This is a genomic window from Polaromonas sp. CG_9.5, from assembly GCF_035984465.1.
Classification (GTDB): Bacteria; Pseudomonadota; Gammaproteobacteria; order Burkholderiales; family Burkholderiaceae_C; genus Polaromonas.
In genome coordinates this window covers 138,629-154,398 of sequence record NZ_JAXCHR010000008.1, presented here as the reverse complement: position 1 = coordinate 154,398, position 15,770 = coordinate 138,629, and the positions used below count along the sequence as shown (strand labels likewise).

Annotated in this window: 17 protein-coding genes and 1 tRNA gene; all 18 read right to left on the bottom strand. The window is 58.8% G+C overall.

The window, feature by feature from the left end; all coding sequences use genetic code 11:
• On the bottom strand, positions 1–486 hold the full coding sequence (gene nuoE, locus RCH06_RS08710) for an NADH-quinone oxidoreductase subunit NuoE (protein ID WP_327081076.1): 486 nt from the start codon (positions 484–486) through the stop codon (positions 1–3).
• A gap of 16 nt (positions 487–502) precedes the next feature.
• Positions 503–1,756, bottom strand: a complete 1,254-nt coding sequence (locus RCH06_RS08705) for an NADH-quinone oxidoreductase subunit D (protein ID WP_327081052.1) — start codon at positions 1,754–1,756, stop codon at positions 503–505.
• Between the two features lie 26 nt (positions 1,757–1,782).
• Positions 1,783–2,394, bottom strand: a complete 612-nt coding sequence (locus tag RCH06_RS08700; protein ID WP_442799627.1) for an NADH-quinone oxidoreductase subunit C — start codon at positions 2,392–2,394, stop codon at positions 1,783–1,785.
• Positions 2,394–2,873, bottom strand: coding sequence for a NuoB/complex I 20 kDa subunit family protein (locus tag RCH06_RS08695; RefSeq protein WP_131418809.1), 480 nt, complete (start codon positions 2,871–2,873; stop codon positions 2,394–2,396). Before RCH06_RS08695 ends, RCH06_RS08700 begins: the two co-directional genes overlap by 1 nt.
• A gap of 39 nt (positions 2,874–2,912) precedes the next feature.
• Positions 2,913–3,272, bottom strand: a complete 360-nt coding sequence (locus tag RCH06_RS08690; protein WP_327081051.1) for an NADH-quinone oxidoreductase subunit A — start codon at positions 3,270–3,272, stop codon at positions 2,913–2,915.
• Between the two features lie 124 nt (positions 3,273–3,396).
• A tRNA-Leu gene (locus tag RCH06_RS08685) sits at positions 3,397–3,481 on the bottom strand.
• Positions 3,482–3,597: 116 nt separating this feature from the next.
• A complete protein-coding gene (gene secG / locus RCH06_RS08680) occupies positions 3,598–4,008 on the bottom strand; it encodes a preprotein translocase subunit SecG (RefSeq protein WP_327081050.1) in 411 nt (136 codons plus the stop codon).
• A 33-nt stretch (positions 4,009–4,041) separates the two neighbouring features.
• Positions 4,042–4,800, bottom strand: coding sequence for a triose-phosphate isomerase (gene tpiA / locus RCH06_RS08675; RefSeq protein ID WP_327081049.1), 759 nt, complete (start codon positions 4,798–4,800; stop codon positions 4,042–4,044).
• A gap of 24 nt (positions 4,801–4,824) precedes the next feature.
• The gene (locus RCH06_RS08670; protein ID WP_327081048.1) at positions 4,825–5,811 is read right to left on the bottom strand and encodes an NAD(P)H-quinone oxidoreductase; all 987 of its coding nucleotides are present in this window, start codon (positions 5,809–5,811) and stop codon (positions 4,825–4,827) included.
• 78 nt (positions 5,812–5,889) lie between these two features.
• A complete protein-coding gene (pnp, locus tag RCH06_RS08665) occupies positions 5,890–7,998 on the bottom strand; it encodes a polyribonucleotide nucleotidyltransferase (RefSeq protein WP_327081047.1) in 2,109 nt (702 codons plus the stop codon).
• A gap of 275 nt (positions 7,999–8,273) precedes the next feature.
• Positions 8,274–8,540, bottom strand: a complete 267-nt coding sequence (gene rpsO, locus RCH06_RS08660; protein ID WP_327081046.1) for a 30S ribosomal protein S15 — start codon at positions 8,538–8,540, stop codon at positions 8,274–8,276.
• 138 nt (positions 8,541–8,678) lie between these two features.
• The gene (locus RCH06_RS08655; RefSeq protein ID WP_327081074.1) at positions 8,679–9,899 is read right to left on the bottom strand and encodes a pyridoxal phosphate-dependent aminotransferase; all 1,221 of its coding nucleotides are present in this window, start codon (positions 9,897–9,899) and stop codon (positions 8,679–8,681) included.
• Between the two features lie 15 nt (positions 9,900–9,914).
• Entirely contained in the window at positions 9,915–11,180 is a 1,266-nt protein-coding gene (locus RCH06_RS08650) for a branched-chain amino acid ABC transporter substrate-binding protein (RefSeq protein ID WP_327081045.1), read from the bottom strand.
• An 85-nt stretch (positions 11,181–11,265) separates the two neighbouring features.
• Entirely contained in the window at positions 11,266–12,327 is a 1,062-nt protein-coding gene (tsaD, locus tag RCH06_RS08645; protein ID WP_327081073.1) for a tRNA (adenosine(37)-N6)-threonylcarbamoyltransferase complex transferase subunit TsaD, read from the bottom strand.
• A gap of 62 nt (positions 12,328–12,389) precedes the next feature.
• Entirely contained in the window at positions 12,390–13,187 is a 798-nt protein-coding gene (locus RCH06_RS08640; RefSeq protein ID WP_327081044.1) for a 3-oxoacyl-ACP reductase, read from the bottom strand.
• Positions 13,184–14,218: an ABC transporter substrate-binding protein gene (locus tag RCH06_RS08635; RefSeq protein WP_327081043.1), complete on the bottom strand. Its 1,035-nt coding sequence runs from the start codon at positions 14,216–14,218 to the stop codon at positions 13,184–13,186. Before RCH06_RS08635 ends, RCH06_RS08640 begins: the two co-directional genes overlap by 4 nt.
• Entirely contained in the window at positions 14,215–14,994 is a 780-nt protein-coding gene (locus RCH06_RS08630; protein ID WP_327081042.1) for an ABC transporter permease, read from the bottom strand. Before RCH06_RS08630 ends, RCH06_RS08635 begins: the two co-directional genes overlap by 4 nt.
• A complete protein-coding gene (locus RCH06_RS08625; protein WP_327081041.1) occupies positions 14,991–15,746 on the bottom strand; it encodes an ABC transporter ATP-binding protein in 756 nt (251 codons plus the stop codon). The genes RCH06_RS08630 and RCH06_RS08625 overlap by 4 nt, the downstream gene beginning before the upstream one ends.
• Between the last annotated feature and the right edge of the window lie 24 nt (positions 15,747–15,770).

The following is a 15,770-nucleotide window of genomic DNA, read 5'->3' as shown; positions in this document are numbered from 1 at the left end:
TCAAGCCTCCGCTGATTTGAGACCATCAACAAGCTGGTCTAGTTTTTCGTTGCTCATGAAGCTGCACATATGAATATCGTTTACCAGCATCACCGGGGAATCGGCACAAGCGCCCAGGCATTCGGACTGCTGCAATGTAAACAAACCGTCTGCCGTGGTTTCACCCATGACGATGCCGAGTTTTTGTTCCAGATGGTGTAGCGCCTTAGCGCCATCGCGCAACTGGCAAGGCAAATTCGTGCAGACATTAAACTTGTACTTGCCCACGGGGCGTTGGTTGTACATGTTGTAGAAAGTCGTGACTTCATGGACTGCAATGGGCGCCATGCTCAAATACTGGGCCACCAACTTTTCACTTTCAGCACTGATAAAGCCGTGCTCTACCTGCAAGATCTGCAGGCAAGCCATTACGGCCGACTGCTTCTGGTCAGACGGGTATTTGACGATTTCACGGTCAAAAAGCGCTTTGGTTTGTTCAGAAATCATGGGAGAAGTCATGCGGTTAGCGATCAATTTCACCGAAAACGATATCCATCGTGCCAATTACGGCAACCGCATCGGCAATCATGTGGCCACGCGCCATTTCATCCATGGCCGCAAGATGGGAAAAGCCGGGCGGGCGGATCTTCAGACGGTACGGTTTGTTTGCACCGTCGCTGACAATGTAAATACCGAACTCTCCCTTGGGGTGCTCGATGGCGGCATATGCCTCGCCTTCAGGCACATGGAAACCTTCAGTGAACAACTTGAAATGGTGAATCAGTTCTTCCATGTTTGACTTCATGGATTCGCGGTTGGGAGGTGCCACCTTGTGGTTACTGGTGATCACCGGGCCAGGGTTGACGCGCAACCAGTCGACGCACTGCTTGATGATGCGGTTGGACTGGCGCATTTCTGCGATACGCACCAAGTAGCGGTCATAGCAGTCGCCGGTTTTACCTACCGGAATGTCGAAATCCATCTGGGCATAGACTTCGTAGGGTTGCTGTTTACGCAAATCCCAAGCAAAACCAGAACCTCTGAGCATTGGGCCGGTAAAGCCCAAATTCAGTGCGCGCTCGGGCGACACCACGCCAACACCAACAGTACGCTGTTTCCAGATACGGTTATCTGTCAGCAAGGTTTCGTATTCATCGACCAGCTTGGGGAACTTAGCTACGAAGTCATCGATGAAGTCAAGCAAGGAACCCTGGCGGTTTTCATTCAGGGCATCAATCGCCTTGGCATTGCGAATCTTGTTGACCTTGTACTGCGACATGCTTTCGGGAATGTCACGGTAGACACCGCCCGGGCGGAAATACGCTGCATGCATACGGGCGCCAGACACTGCCTCGTACATGTCGAAAAGCACTTCGCGTTCGCGAAAGCAATAAATTAACATGTTCATCGCGCCGCAATCGATCCCGTGCGCACCCAGCCACATCAAGTGGTTGAGCAAACGAGTGATCTCTGAGAACATCACCCGGATGTACTGCGCGCGAATCGGAACCTCAACACCCATCAATTTCTCGATGGCGAGACAATATGCGTGCTCATTGCACATCATCGACACATAGTCCAACCTGTCCATGTACGGCAGGGACTGAATATAGGTTTTGCTTTCGGCCAACTTCTCGGTCGCGCGGTGCAGCAATCCAATATGCGGGTCGGCGCGCTGTATGACTTCTCCGTCAAGTTCAAGCACAAGGCGTAAAACGCCATGCGCTGCCGGATGCTGGGGTCCAAAATTGAGCGTATAGTTTTTAATTTCAGCCATGTCTTATCTCTTGCGGGGACCGTTTATTAAAGGCCGCCGTAGTTATCCTCGCGAATCACTCGGGGCGTGATTTCGCGCGGCTCAATGGTGACAGGCTGATAAATCACACGTTTTTGCTCGGCGTCATAACGCATTTCCACATGACCTGTCGTCGGAAAATCCTTGCGAAATGGATGTCCGATAAAACCATAGTCAGTCAGGATGCGACGCAAATCGTTATGTCCTTGAAAGACAATGCCGTAGAGATCAAACGCTTCCCGCTCAAACCAATTGGCCGAATTCCATATGCCATTAACCGAATCAACAACCGGAAAATCATCATCCGGACAAAATACCTTGAGCCTTACGCGTTGATTCAGGCTAACCGAAAGCAGATGCACCGCTACACAGTAGCGCAGTCCATCGTACTCACCCTCTTTGTATTCGGAGTAGTCCAGCCCGCAAAGATCCATTAACTGCTCAAATTTACAGCCTTCAGCATCACGAAGCAAAACAGCTGCAGACAAGTAGTCGCCTGCCATCACAACTACCGTAACTTCACCCAGTGAAATTTTTACACTTTTGGCCTTTACACCCAAAACCGAGGCGATAGTTTCACCAAGCTGCGATACAGAAACAGGCGGAGAAGACAGCACTATCAAGCCCTCGCAATGGTGTTGGTACGACGAATTTTTTGCTGCAGCTGGATGATTCCGTAAAGCAGCGCTTCAGCCGTAGGAGGGCAACCTGGAACATAGACATCCACCGGGACGATACGATCACAGCCACGAACCACGGAGTAACTGTAGTGGTAATAACCGCCACCGTTAGCGCATGAACCCATGGAAATTACCCAGCGCGGCTCAGCCATTTGATCGTAGACCTTGCGCAAAGCGGGCCCCATTTTGTTGCACAACGTGCCGGCCACAATCATCAAATCCGACTGACGCGGGCTGGGACGAAACAGCATGCCAAAACGGTCAATGTCGTAACGCGCGGCACCTGCATGCATCATTTCAACAGCGCAGCATGCCAGACCAAAGGTCATGGGCCAAAGCGAACCCGTCTTGGCCCAATTGACCACCGAGTCGTAACTCGTGGTCATGAAGCCTTCTTTAAAAACACCTTCGAGTGACATACCCGTACCTTTATGTCAAAAACCTTTTAAGGCTTTTTCTTATTCCCAGTCCAGCGCACCTTTTTTCCACTCATAGACAAAGCCTACAACCAGAATGCCTAGAAAAACCATGACCGACCAAAAACCCAATGGACCAATTTCCTTGAGCGACACCGCCCAAGGAAAGAGAAAAGCGATTTCCAGATCAAAAAGAATAAAAAGGATGGCGACCAAGTAGTAGCGCACATCAAACTTCATGCGTGCGTCTTCAAAAGCTTCAAAGCCGCACTCATAAGGGGAATTTTTTTCGCTGTCAGGCCGCACCGGACCCAAAAGACGGCCTAGCACCATCGGCAATATACCGACACCTGTACCCACAAGAATAAACAGGAGGACAGGAAGGTATTGATCAAGGTTCATCGTGGATTCAACTTCTGAAAAGCCGCTTGTGCGATGAGCTTTGCAGATGTTCTGCAAGACTTGCACAAGTTTACCGTTTGAGCCGATAGTGGCGCTATAGCGCTACTGCCGATGCTTATCATTTTGGTGCGGACGGCGAGACTCGAACTCGCACAGCTTTCGCCACTACCCCCTCAAGATAGCGTGTCTACCAATTTCACCACGTCCGCGATATTTTTTTGCCTGGAACGCTTGAGAAAAATTTGCAGTTTTTCGCCTTCCAGACAGTCATAGAGTTTACCCTGAAATTCTTGCGCTTTTGGCTTAAAGCGCCATCTTTAACACCTTATTTCGTAGGGATTTGGGCTGCACCGGAGGCTGGCAAGGCGGCAGGAACCGGAACTGGAACGCTGGTCGAAGCTGGGGCGACGGTGCCAGGAATTTGTGCTGCTCCCGAAGCAGGAACTACAGGTGCAGTAGCGGCGACCCCTTCCAGTACGCTGGAACTTGTGCGCGGCTGAGCGTTGCCAAAATAGGCCAACATCAACGTACAGGCAAAAAATAGCGCCGCCAGAATGCCTGTGGTACGCGAAAGAAAATTGGCGCTTCCGCTGGCACCAAACAGGCTACCCGAACCGCCGCTGCCAAACGCGGCCCCCATGTCAGCACCTTTGCCGTGCTGCACCAGAATCAGGCCAATCATGCCCAGCGCCGAAAGCATTTGTACAGCCAGAACAGCAGTCAATAAAATATTCATCATTACTCCTAATTTAGTAGCGCACTATGCCCGTCAGACCGGGACAGCAGCAATAATTTTTAAAAAATCCTGGGGTTTCAGCGCAGCTCCGCCAATCAGCCCGCCATCAATATCGGGTTGAGCGAGCAAAGTCGCCGCGTTAGCCGCATTCATGCTGCCACCATAGAGAATTTTGATACGAGCCGACTGATCGGTTGCCGCCTTGAGTTGCGCTCTGAGCACAGCATGCACGGCTTGCGCCTCTTCTGGCGACGCTGTCTTGCCGGTGCCGATAGCCCATACCGGCTCATACGCCACCACCACCTCACTGATGCAATGACCATTGGCATGGATTACAGCCGCCAGTTGCCGCTTCACCACTTCTTCGGTGCGCCCAGCTTCACGCTCATCCAGCGTTTCACCGACACAAACGATGGGCGTGATGCCCGCTGCCAACGCAGATTTGGCCTTGTCAGCCACCAGCGCATCAGTTTCAGCGTGGTACTGTCGCCGCTCGGAATGACCGACGATCACATAACGGCAACCCAAGTCCTTGAGCATGTCTGCACTGACCTCGCCGGTATACGCGCCTGAAGCATGCGCAGAAATATCCTGTGCACCCACTTCGACAGCACCCAGTGCGGAATGAGTCAATTTCAAAGCTTGAACCTGGGGCAAATAACAAGCAGGTACACAAACAGCAATTTCGCATGACGGGATTTTGCCCAGCCCGGCAGCAAGCGCTGTCAGCAGCGCTTCGTTGGCAGCGAGGCTGCCGTTCATTTTCCAGTTTCCTGCAATCAGCTTTTTCATATTGTTCTTTGGGTTGCTGGAAAATTACCAGGTTAAAACAATTTTTCCGATGTGTTCATTCGACTCCATCAGCGCATGTGCCCTGCAAGCATCGTCCGCAAGAAAGGTAGCGTGGATCACAGACTTGATCGCCCCGCTGGCGATCAGCGGCCAGACCTTTTCCTTCAGCGCCGTGGCAACGGCCGTCTTAAATTCAAGCGAACGGGGACGCAGGGTTGAACCCGTAATAGTTAGCCGCCTGCGCAGCACCAGACCCGCGTTGAATTCAGCCTTCAAGCCGCCCTGCACGGCAATGATGACAAGCCGGCCGCCTTCTGCCAGACACTCGACTTCGCGCGCGACATAACTGCCGCCGACCATGTCGAGGATGACATTGACGCCCTGCCCTTTGGTCAGCGTCTTGACCTGCTCGACGAAATCACTGGTTTTATAGTTGATCGCATGGTCGGCACCGAGTGCCACGCAGGCCGCACACTTTTCGTCAGTGCCCGCTGTCACCAGCACCGTCGCGCCCATCGCTTTGGCAATCTGGATCGCGGTCACGCCGATGCCGCTGGAGCCGCCCTGCACCAGCAGGATTTCACCTTTTTGAAGACGCGCGCGCTCGAAAACATTGCTCCACACGGTGAAGAATGTCTCGGGCAGCGAAGCCGCCTCGATATCGCTCAGCCCGGCTGGCACCGGCAGGCATTGGCCCACAGGTGCCACGCACAACTCGGCATAGCCGCCACCCGCCACCAGCGCACAAACCCGGTCGCCAATTGTCAGATGGGCTGCCAACATGGCCGCTGCATCGCCACCTACGATCTCGCCGGCCACTTCCAGCCCGGGAATGTCGGACGCGCCGGGCGGCACGGGATAGTTTCCCGTGCGCTGCAGCACGTCAGGGCGGTTGATACCGCTGGCGCGCACGCGGATCAGTACTTCGCCGGCAGTCGGCACAGGGTCTGGACGCGTGCCGGCTTGCAGCACCTCGGGGGGGCCAAAAGAAGTGATTTCAATGACTCTCATGGTATTTTCCAGTCATTTGTGCTGGCGGCGCATACTGCATATGCGCTACCAGCTACAAAATCTATAGCAGTCTAAGAATCAACCCTGATGAACAGGACGGTCCAGCAGCGCCTTCATCGACAGCTTGACACGGCCTTTTTCATCGGTTTCAAGAACCTTGACCTTGATGATCTGGCCTTCTTTCAGGTAATCGGTCACCTTCTCGACGCGCTCGTGAGCGATCTGGCTGATGTGCAGCAGACCGTCCTTGCCCGGCATCAGGTTGACCAACGCGCCGAAGTCCAAAATCTTGGTGATCGCGCCTTCATAGACCTTGCCAATTTCGACTTCGGCAGTGATCTCGGCGATGCGGCGCTTGGCCTCGTCAGCCTTGGCGCTGTCGTTGGAGGCGATGGTGATGGTGCCGTCTTCCTCGATGTTGATCTGCGTGCCGGTTTCTTCGGTCAACGCGCGAATCACAGCGCCGCCCTTGCCGATCACGTCACGGATCTTTTCGGGGTTGATTTTCATCACGTACAGGCGCGGCGCGAAGTCGGACACTTCGGCATTCGCCTGGCCCATGGCTTCCTGCATCTTGCCCAGAATGTGCATGCGGGCTTCCTTGGCTTGCGCCAGGGCGACCTGCATGATTTCCTTGGTGATGCCCTGAATCTTGATGTCCATTTGCAGCGCGGTGATGCCGAACGTCGTGCCGGCCACTTTGAAGTCCATGTCGCCCAAGTGATCTTCGTCGCCCAGGATGTCGGTCAACACGGCAAAGCGGTTGTCTTCCTTGATCAGGCCCATGGCGATACCGGCCACGTGAGCTTTCATCGGCACACCAGCGTCCATCAGCGACAGGCAGCCGCCGCAAACGGAAGCCATCGACGACGAGCCGTTGGACTCGGTGATTTCCGAGACCACACGCATGGTGTACGGGAATTCTTCCTTGCTTGGCAGCACGGCGATCAGTGCGCGCTTGGCCAAACGGCCGTGGCCGATTTCGCGGCGCTTTGGCGAGCCAACACGGCCGGTTTCGCCGGTGGCGAACGGAGGCATGTTGTAGTGCAGCATGAAGCGGTCTTCGTAGTCGCCGCTGAGGGCGTCAATGCGTTGCGCGTCGCGCTCCGTGCCCAGCGTGGTCACGACCAACGCCTGGGTTTCGCCACGGGTGAACAGCGCCGAGCCGTGGGTGCGCGGCAGCACGCTGTTGCGGATTTCAATCGGGCGCACGGTGCGCGTGTCGCGGCCGTCGATACGCGGGTCGCCGGCCAGGATCTGGCTTCGGACAATCTTGGCTTCGATGTCGAACAGCATGCCTTCAACGGTCACGCCGTCGAATTCAACGCCTTCGGCTTTCAGGCCCGTCTTGGTCCAGGCGGTCACTTCACGCGTGGCTTGCGTGCGAGCCTGCTTGTTGCGAATCTGGTAGGCAGCGCGCAGTTTTTCTTCGGCCAGTGCACCGACTTTGGCGATCAGCACATCGTCCTTGGCGGGCGCTTGCCACGCCCAGACCGGCTTGCCGGCATCGCGCACCAGTTCATGGATGGCGTTGATGGCGATATTGCCCTGCTCATGGCCGAACACGATGGCGGCCAGCATGATTTCTTCGGACAGTTGCTTGGCTTCGGACTCGACCATCAGCACGGCGGCTTCGGTGCCAGCGACGACCAGATCCATCGTCGAATCTTTGAGTTGGGTCTTGCCGGGGTTCAGCACATACTCGCCGCCGATGTAGGCGACGCGGGCGGCGCCGATCGGGCCGTTGAACGGAATGCCGGAAATCGCCAGCGCGGCGCTCGAAGCGATCAGGGCAGGAATGTCGCCTTCGACTTCAGGGTTGAGCGACAGCACATGAATAACGACCTGCACTTCGTTGAAGAAGCCTTCAGGGAACAGCGGGCGGATCGGGCGGTCAATCAGGCGTGAGGTCAGCGTTTCAAATTCGCTCGGACGGCCTTCGCGCTTGAAAAAGCTGCCGGGAATGCGGCCGGCAGCGTAGGTCTTTTCCAGGTAGTCAACGGTCAGCGGGAAAAAATCCTGGCCGGGCTTGGCATCCTTCTTGGCGACCACGGTGGCCAGAACGACAGTGCCGTCCATGTCCAGCAGCACAGCGCCGCCGGATTGGCGTGCCATTTCGCCGGTTTCCATCGTGACCTTGTGCTGGCCCCACTGAAAAGACTTGGTGACTTTATTGAAAATGCTCATGTGTTTTCTCCATTTTTTCAAGGCACGTCAGGCGGTGCCGAAAGCCCGGAGCGGCGGCTGGCTGAACACGATGCCATTCCATAAAACGCCTGCAAGCGGAAATCTGCAGGGCTTGTCTTGTGGAATGACACAGCGCGTGCTCGCTGGGCCTGGCTCCGAAATTATCAGTCGCGCTCAAGGCATGACTGAAGGTTAAACAGGTTGTTTTGCAGTTTTAAAGTGCAAAACGCCTGAGCTAGTGAACTAACTCAGGCGCTTTTAAATGGGTTTACCGATTATTTACGCAGGCCAAGCTTGGCAATCAGCGCGATATAACGGGATGCATCCTTGGACTTCAGGTAGTCCAGCAGCTTGCGGCGACGGCTCACCATGCGCAGCAGGCCACGGCGGCCGTGGTGGTCTTTGGCGTGGGTCTTGAAGTGGGGCATCAATTCATTGATGCGGCCGGTCAACAGGCCGACCTGGACTTCAGGACTGCCGGTGTCGGTGGCGGAACGGGCGTTGTCCTTGACAATTTCGGCCTTGATTGATTTTGCGATCATGGGTTTTCCTCTTGCAACGGTGTTGCGACTGGCGAGCGAAGCAGTGTTCCCACAATTGGGAGATAACCGATTTCGTCGTGATTTCCGGGCTGTGCGGGCTGCTTTTTCAAGCCGCCGCACATAACGCAGAGCCTCGGATTATAGCGCAAGCCAGCGCTGCAACCGCTCCACGCCCTGCTCCAGCCTGGCCACATCGCGGCTGGCAAAACACCAGCGCAGCCAGCCCTGCGCCTCTGGCGTCGGGTTGACCATGAAGGCATTGCCCGGCGCCAGGCCAAGCCCGGCCTCGACCACCAGGCGCTTGGCAGTTTCCAGCGAATCACCGAATCGGTCCTGGTCGGACAGCCTGAAGAAAGCGTACATGCCGCCCTTGGCCGATGCCACTTCAACACCGGGCAGCGCCTGCAACAGTGGCACCAGGGTGTCGCGACAGATTTTCAGGTGCGCCACCAGTTGCGGCGTGACATTGTTCGTCCCTTGCAGCGCAACCAGCCCGGCGCGCTGGATAAACACCGGCGCGCAGGAAGTGTTGAATTCGACCAGCTTGCCCATGTGCGGCGTCATCGACGCCGGCATCACCAGCCAGCCCAGACGCCAGCCGGTCATCAGGAAGCTCTTGGAAAAGCTGTGCGCGACGACCAACCGGTCTTCCGGGCCGGCAACGTCCAGAAAGCTGGGCGCGCAGCCATTGGGCGTGGGATCAAAGTACAGGCGTTCATAGACCTCGTCGGCCAGAATCCAGGTGCCGGTCTGACGGCAATGCGCAAGGATGGCTTCCTGCTCGGCCCGGCTCAATGTCCAGCCGGTCGGGTTGTTCGGTGCATTGACGATCAACAGTTTGGTGGCTGGCGTGATGGCGGCGAGCAGTTCGGCCATGTCAAGCTGCCATTCGCCCGCCACCGGCTTGAGGCTGACGCAGCGCAGCCTGGCACCCATGATCAGCGGCTGGGCAGTCAGGTTGGGCCAGACCGGCGTCACCGCCACCACCTCGTCACCGGCATCGACCAGCGCCTGCACGGCCAGCATCAGCGCATTGACGCCGCCCGAGGTCACGGCGATACGGTCGGCGCCAATCGCCGCCGCGCCTGCACAACGCAAGCCCGTGGAATATGCAGCAATGGCGTCGCGCAATTCCGGCAAGCCGAGGTTGTGCGCATAAAACGTCTCGCCCAACTGCAGCGAGGCAATGGCGGCATCGCGGATAAAGGCCGGTGTGGCCTCGTCACTTTCGCCAAACCAGAACTTCAGCACATCGCTGCGGCCCATGCCCGCATTCGCCACCTGACGGATCATGGATTCTTCAAGATTCAGGACGGTCTGTCGCATGTGCGCCTTTTTTGAGGTTGAAACAAGTGAAATGGATGGGACGAACGCTCAGGGGCGAATCATCTGGCAAGTAGTCGGTTGCTCGGCGCGCTGCGCTGAAATGGCTTTGATGACGCGAAAACCATAGCCCGATCCTTCAACATCAAATTTGACGCCCGGCGTTCCCTGCTTGCCCATCAAGGCGACGGCCAGTGGCTGCTGGAACTGGTGGTCGGCGGCACGCATAGTCCCCTTGAATCCGGAAAAATTCACTGAGGCCTTTTCCATCTGCGCAGCGACGGCACCTGCCTCGCTGCTGCCGGCTTTCTCCAGGCTCTGGGCCAGCGTTTCCACCATCAGCTGCATGCGCATGTGGACATAGTCGTCCTGCGGCCGGGGAAAGCGCTGGCGAAACGACTGGTAGAAATTCTCCGAAGCCGCGCCCGGCGTGTTGGGGAACCAGTCAGCCACGGCAATCACCTTGCCGACCCCGGCATCGCCGAGCGCAGCGGGCACGCCCAATGCATTGCCGTAGAAGGTGTAGAACTTGCCGTCGTAGCCGACTTCTTTGGCCGCCTTGATGAGCAGCGTCAGGTCGTTGCCCCAATTGCCGGTCAGCACCGCCTGCGCGCCGCTGGACTTGATCTTGACCGCATACGGAATGAAATCCTTGACGCGGCCAATCGGATGCAGCTCGTCGCCGACGATCTGGACATCGGGCCGCTGCGCGGCAATCTGCTTGCGCCCTTCGCGCAGCACCGCCTGGCCGAAACTGTAATCCTGGCCAATCAAGTACACCTTTTTAATCGCTTTGTCGTCCTTGAACACGTCCATCAGCGCGGCCATGCGCATGTCGGCATGGGCGTCGAAGCGGAAATGCCAGTAGCTGCATTTCTCATTCGTCAGGATCGGGTCGACTGCCGAATAGTTCAAAAACAGCACCCGCTTGCCCGGCTCGCGTTCGTTGTGCTTGTTGATGGCGTCAATAAGCGCCGCCGCCACCGACGATGAATTGCCCTGCGCGATGACGGTCACGCCGTCGTCAATCGCCGAACGCAGGGCTGCCAGCGATTCCTCGTTCTGGCCCTTGTTGTCATAGCGCTCCACCACCAAATTGTGCGTGCCGTCAGCCAGCTTGACGCCGCCACGCGCATTGACGCGTTCGGTGGCCCAGACCAGGTTGCGGAACACGGCTTCTCCGGTGTTGGCAAAGGAACCTGACAGGCTTTCGATCAGCGCGATGCGCACCGGCGGCTGGGAAACGGGCTGCGCCTGGGCCAGCAATGAAAGGCCCAACCCCAGGGCGGCAGCGGTGTGCTTGAAAAGAATTTGCATAAAAAAAGAGAAAAATTCCTGTGTTGTTGGCGTCAGAATACGACGCCAGCCGGGCGTAGTGAAGCCCGGTGAAATGGCAAAGCGTTCAGCCTGCCGGGACGGGTGCGGGCTGGATCTCGGAAAGATTCCAGCGCGGTTTCACGTCAAAGGTGTAGCGGTCCTGGAGCCTTTGCAAATCGACCAGTCCGGCCTGTAGTCGCATGCCGGCAGCCATGGCGATCATCGCGCCGTTGTCAGTGCAAAACGCCAGCTCGGGGTAATGCACGCGAATGCCGCGCTGCCGGCAAGCGGCATTGAGCTGGCTGCGCAGCAAGGCGTTGGCACCCACGCCGCCCGCTACCACCAGCCGCTTGAGCGCGGTTTGTGACAGGGCGGACAGCGTTTTCTTCACCAGCACATCCACAATCGCCGCCTGCGTGGAAGCGGCCAGGTCGGCCTTGCGGCTTTCCAGGTCGTCGCCAAGTTTTTTGGCCTGCGTCAGCACGGCAGTCTTCAGGCCAGCGAACGAAAAATCAAGATTGCCGCTGTGCAGCAGGGGCCGGGGCAATTTGAAAGCCGTGCCGTCGCCGCTCATCGCCAGCCGGGCCAGATGCGGCCCGCCGGGATACGGCATGCCCATCAGCTTGGCCGACTTGTCGAAAGCCTCACCGGCTGCATCGTCAATCGTTTCACCGAGCAGCTCGTAACTGCCGACGCCATCAACCCGCATCAACTGCGTGTGCCCGCCCGACACCAGCAGCGCCACAAACGGGAATTCAGGCGGATCGGCACTCAAAAAAGGCGACAGCAGATGGCCTTCCAGGTGGTGCACGCCCATCGCCGGCTTGCCAAGCGCAGCCGCCAGCGAGCAGGCCACGCCAGCCCCCACCAGCAGCGCACCGGCCAGGCCCGGGCCGCGCGTGTAGGCGATCACATCGACATCGGCGAGCGTGCGCTGCGCGCCCTGCATCGCCTCCTGCGTCAGCGGCAACACGCGGCGGATATGGTCGCGGCTGGCCAGCTCGGGCACCACGCCGCCAAAGGGCTGGTGCATGACGATCTGGCTGTGCAAAGCGTGCGACAGCAGGCGCGGCACGCCGCTGCCACTGGCATCGACCAGTGCCACGCCGGTTTCATCGCAACTCGACTCAATTCCAAGAACCAGCATTTTTTCAAACATGGCGGCTAGTTTAGGTCAAGCGCTTGACCCTGAAGACGTGATTGCCCAGCCTACTTCATCACCAGCCCGCCATCGACAAACAGCACCTGTCCCGTCATGAAGCGGCTCCAGTCCGAGGCGAGGAACAGCACCGGCCCGGCCACATCGTCGGGCGTGGCCACCCGGCGCAGCGGGGTTTGGCCCACGATCATCGCCCTCACCTCTTCTGGCGTGTACTGGCTGGCCGACGTGGGGTAGACCAGTCCGGGCGCGACGCAGTTGACGCGAATGCCCAACGGCCCCAGCTCGACGGCCAGGTTGCGGCTGAAGCCGACCAGCGCAGACTTGGCCGTGGTGTAGTCGTGGTAAGGAATGGAAGGCCGCTCGACCAGGTCGCTCACCATATTGATGATGCTGCCCCGGGCGCGTTGCCTGAAATGCGGCAGCACGGCCTGGCAGACGTTGTAGGCGGCGTGAACCGCACCGTCCAGCTGCGCCTCGTAGTCGCTCCAGGCCAGTTCCCAAAACATTTTGCGCTGCTCCGCGTCGAAGGTGAAAGCCTTGAAGGCATTGTTGACCACCACGTCAATGCGGCCGACTTCGTTCAATACCTGCGCCACCATGGCCTGGACGGCTGCTTCGGAGCAGACATCGGCCTGAATCGCCAGGCCATCGCCGCCCAATTCCTGGCAGCGTGCCACCACCGCATTGGCAGCCGCCTCGTTGCTTAAGTAGTTGACGACCACCAGCGCGCTTTCGCGCGCGAAAGCCAGCGCTATGGCCGCACCGATGCCCCGGCTGGCGCCGGTGACCAGCACCACCTGGCCCTGGAATTTCAGGGCATTTGCACCGTGGGCTGCGGTATTCATGGCGCGGGCAGCAAGTCTTGGCTCACCACTTCCGAGACCTTGATGGGGCGCTGCACCAGCCCCAACGCAAGGTAGGTGTCGGCTGCTTTTTGCAGCACCGCCAGGTCAAAAGCGCCCAGCCCGTTTTTGCGCGTCGTCGCCGACACACTGGCCAGGTTCCGCAGGCCGATGACTTCACGATTGACCGCTGCATCCTTGCCATCAATCGCATACTTCACCGCCAGCGCTGCGGCCTCGTCAGGTTGCCTGATCATCCAGGCGGCGCTGTCGCGGTAAGCCGCCAGAAACTGGCGCAGCAGCGGCTTTTTCTGCTGATAAGTCTCCTCGCGCACCACAAACATGTCGCTGGAAACGTTCAGATAATCTTTCACCTCCATCACGTTGACATCGGCCAGGCCTTTTTGCCGGCCAACCAGCAAGCCGGTGTCGGTAGCAGCTGTGGCATCCACCTGGCCCTGCATCAGCGGCGCGAAATTGAGCAGGCCCGTTACCACGATGGTCACATCCGACTCGCGCAGGCCGGCCTGGTGCAGCAGCACCAGCAGGTTTTGCCGCGTGCCGCTGGACAGGCTGTAGACGCCAATCTTCTTGCCTTTCAGGTCCGCCGGCTTGTTGATGTTGCTGCCCTTGAGCGACACCACATTGAAGACGTTCTGCGGATAGATGTCATAGATGGCGCGCAGCTTTTCCCCTTTTTCCAGCGCCAAGAAAAAGGAACCCGGGTCGGTGAAGGCGATATCGGCCTGCCCGGTCAGCAGGTTGCGCAGCGCGTCGCCGCCACCCGCACCCGGCACGTAGTGCAGCGCAATGCCTTTGGCCTTGAAAAAACCCTTGTCTTCATCGACCAGCAAGTTGGTCACTTCAGTGATCGGCTTGCTCCAGCCGGCGACGACGAATTTTTCCAGGCTGGCGGGCGGCGCGGCGAATGCGGTGCCCGCCAGGCCAAGCCCCAGCAAAGCGCAAGCCGTGGCGGCCGCAGCCAACTGCGCAAATGAACGACGGGCAAGCGAAGGATTCAAGATTTTTTTCATGATGGAGTTTGTTTGGGAAGCAGGGTGATACGCGACGCCAGCAGGCGTTTTTCAAGCACGAGGGACAACTGGTACAGCAGCAGGCCCAGCAAGGTGATGAGCACCAGCACGGCAAACATCAGCGGCGTGTCCATCATGCCCTGCGAGGCAATGATGAGCGCACCCAGGCCTGAACTGCCGCCGATGAACTCACCGACGACGGCGCCGACCAGCGCCAGCACCACAGCGACGCGAAAGCCGCCCAGCATGCCGGGCAGCGCCGAGGGCAGCTTGAGCCGCAGCAGCGTCTGCCAGCGCGTGGCGCCCAGCATGCGAAACAGCTCCAGCCGCGATTGATCGACCTGACCCAGGCCGGTCATGGTGTTTTCCATCAACGGAAAAAAGCACACCAGCGCGGTGATCACCACCGTCGAGGTCATGCCAAAGCCAAACCAGACAATGAACAGCGGCGCCAGCGCCAGCTTGGGAACGACCTGGCTGGTGATGACATAAGGCATCAACAATCGCCGCAGGCTGGGCGATTCACCCAGCGCCACGCCGCCGGCCAAGCCCAGCACGCAGCCGGCCGCCAGCCCCAGCACCAGTTCCAGCAGCGTCTGCGCAATATGCGGCCACAAGTAGCCCGACAGCAAGCCCTTGTACAGCGCATCAAACACCAGCGAGGGCGGCGGCAGCACCAGCGCCGACAGCTTGAGCTGGCGCGCCAGCACTTCCCAGCCCAGCAGCCCGGCGGCCAACAGCAGCCAGGCAAAAAAATGGGCCCGGCGGGCGCTCATGACGCGCCCTCGCCACCGGCATCCATGCCCGACCTGAGCTGCGCGCACAGCGCATTGAAGGCCGGGCTGTAGCGCACGTCGCGCCTGCGCGGTCGGGGTAGCGCCACCTGTAGGTCCTGGCAGATGCGCCCGCCTGCCATCACGGCCACCCGGTCGGCCAGATACACCGCTTCGCGGATGTCATGTGTGACGAAAAACACCGTGGTCTGGCGCAGGCGGCACAGCGCCAGCAAGTCGTCCTGCAGGTCTTCGCGGGTGATGGCGTCGAGCGCGGCAAACGGCTCGTCGAGCAGCAGCATGGCGGGCTCGCCGACCAGCGCGCGGGCAATCGCCACCCGGCTTTGCTGGCCGCCTGACAGATGGCGCGGGTAATGGTTTTGCAAGTCCAGCAAGCCCATCAGCGACAGCAGTTCGCGCGCCCTGGCCACGTCCTGCGGCGTGGGCGGATGGCGCAGCGACAGCGGCAGCAGCACGTTGTCCAGCACGGTGCGCCACTCCAGCAGCGTCGGCGACTGAAAGACAAAGCCCAGCTCGGGGCCAGGCCGGGTGTGCGGCACGCCCTGCAGGCGAATCACCCCGGCACTCGGCTGCAGAAGGCCGGCAGCCAGTTTGAGCAGCGTGGTCTTGCCGCAGCCGCTGCGGCCGACAAGGCAATGGAATTCGCCCTGCGCGATGCGCCAGTCCACCCGGTCGACCACGGCCGGCCAGCCCGGGTAGGTGTAGCTCACCTGCGCCATGTCCAGAAAGCTCATGCCGGGTGCTGGCGTGTTGGGCGC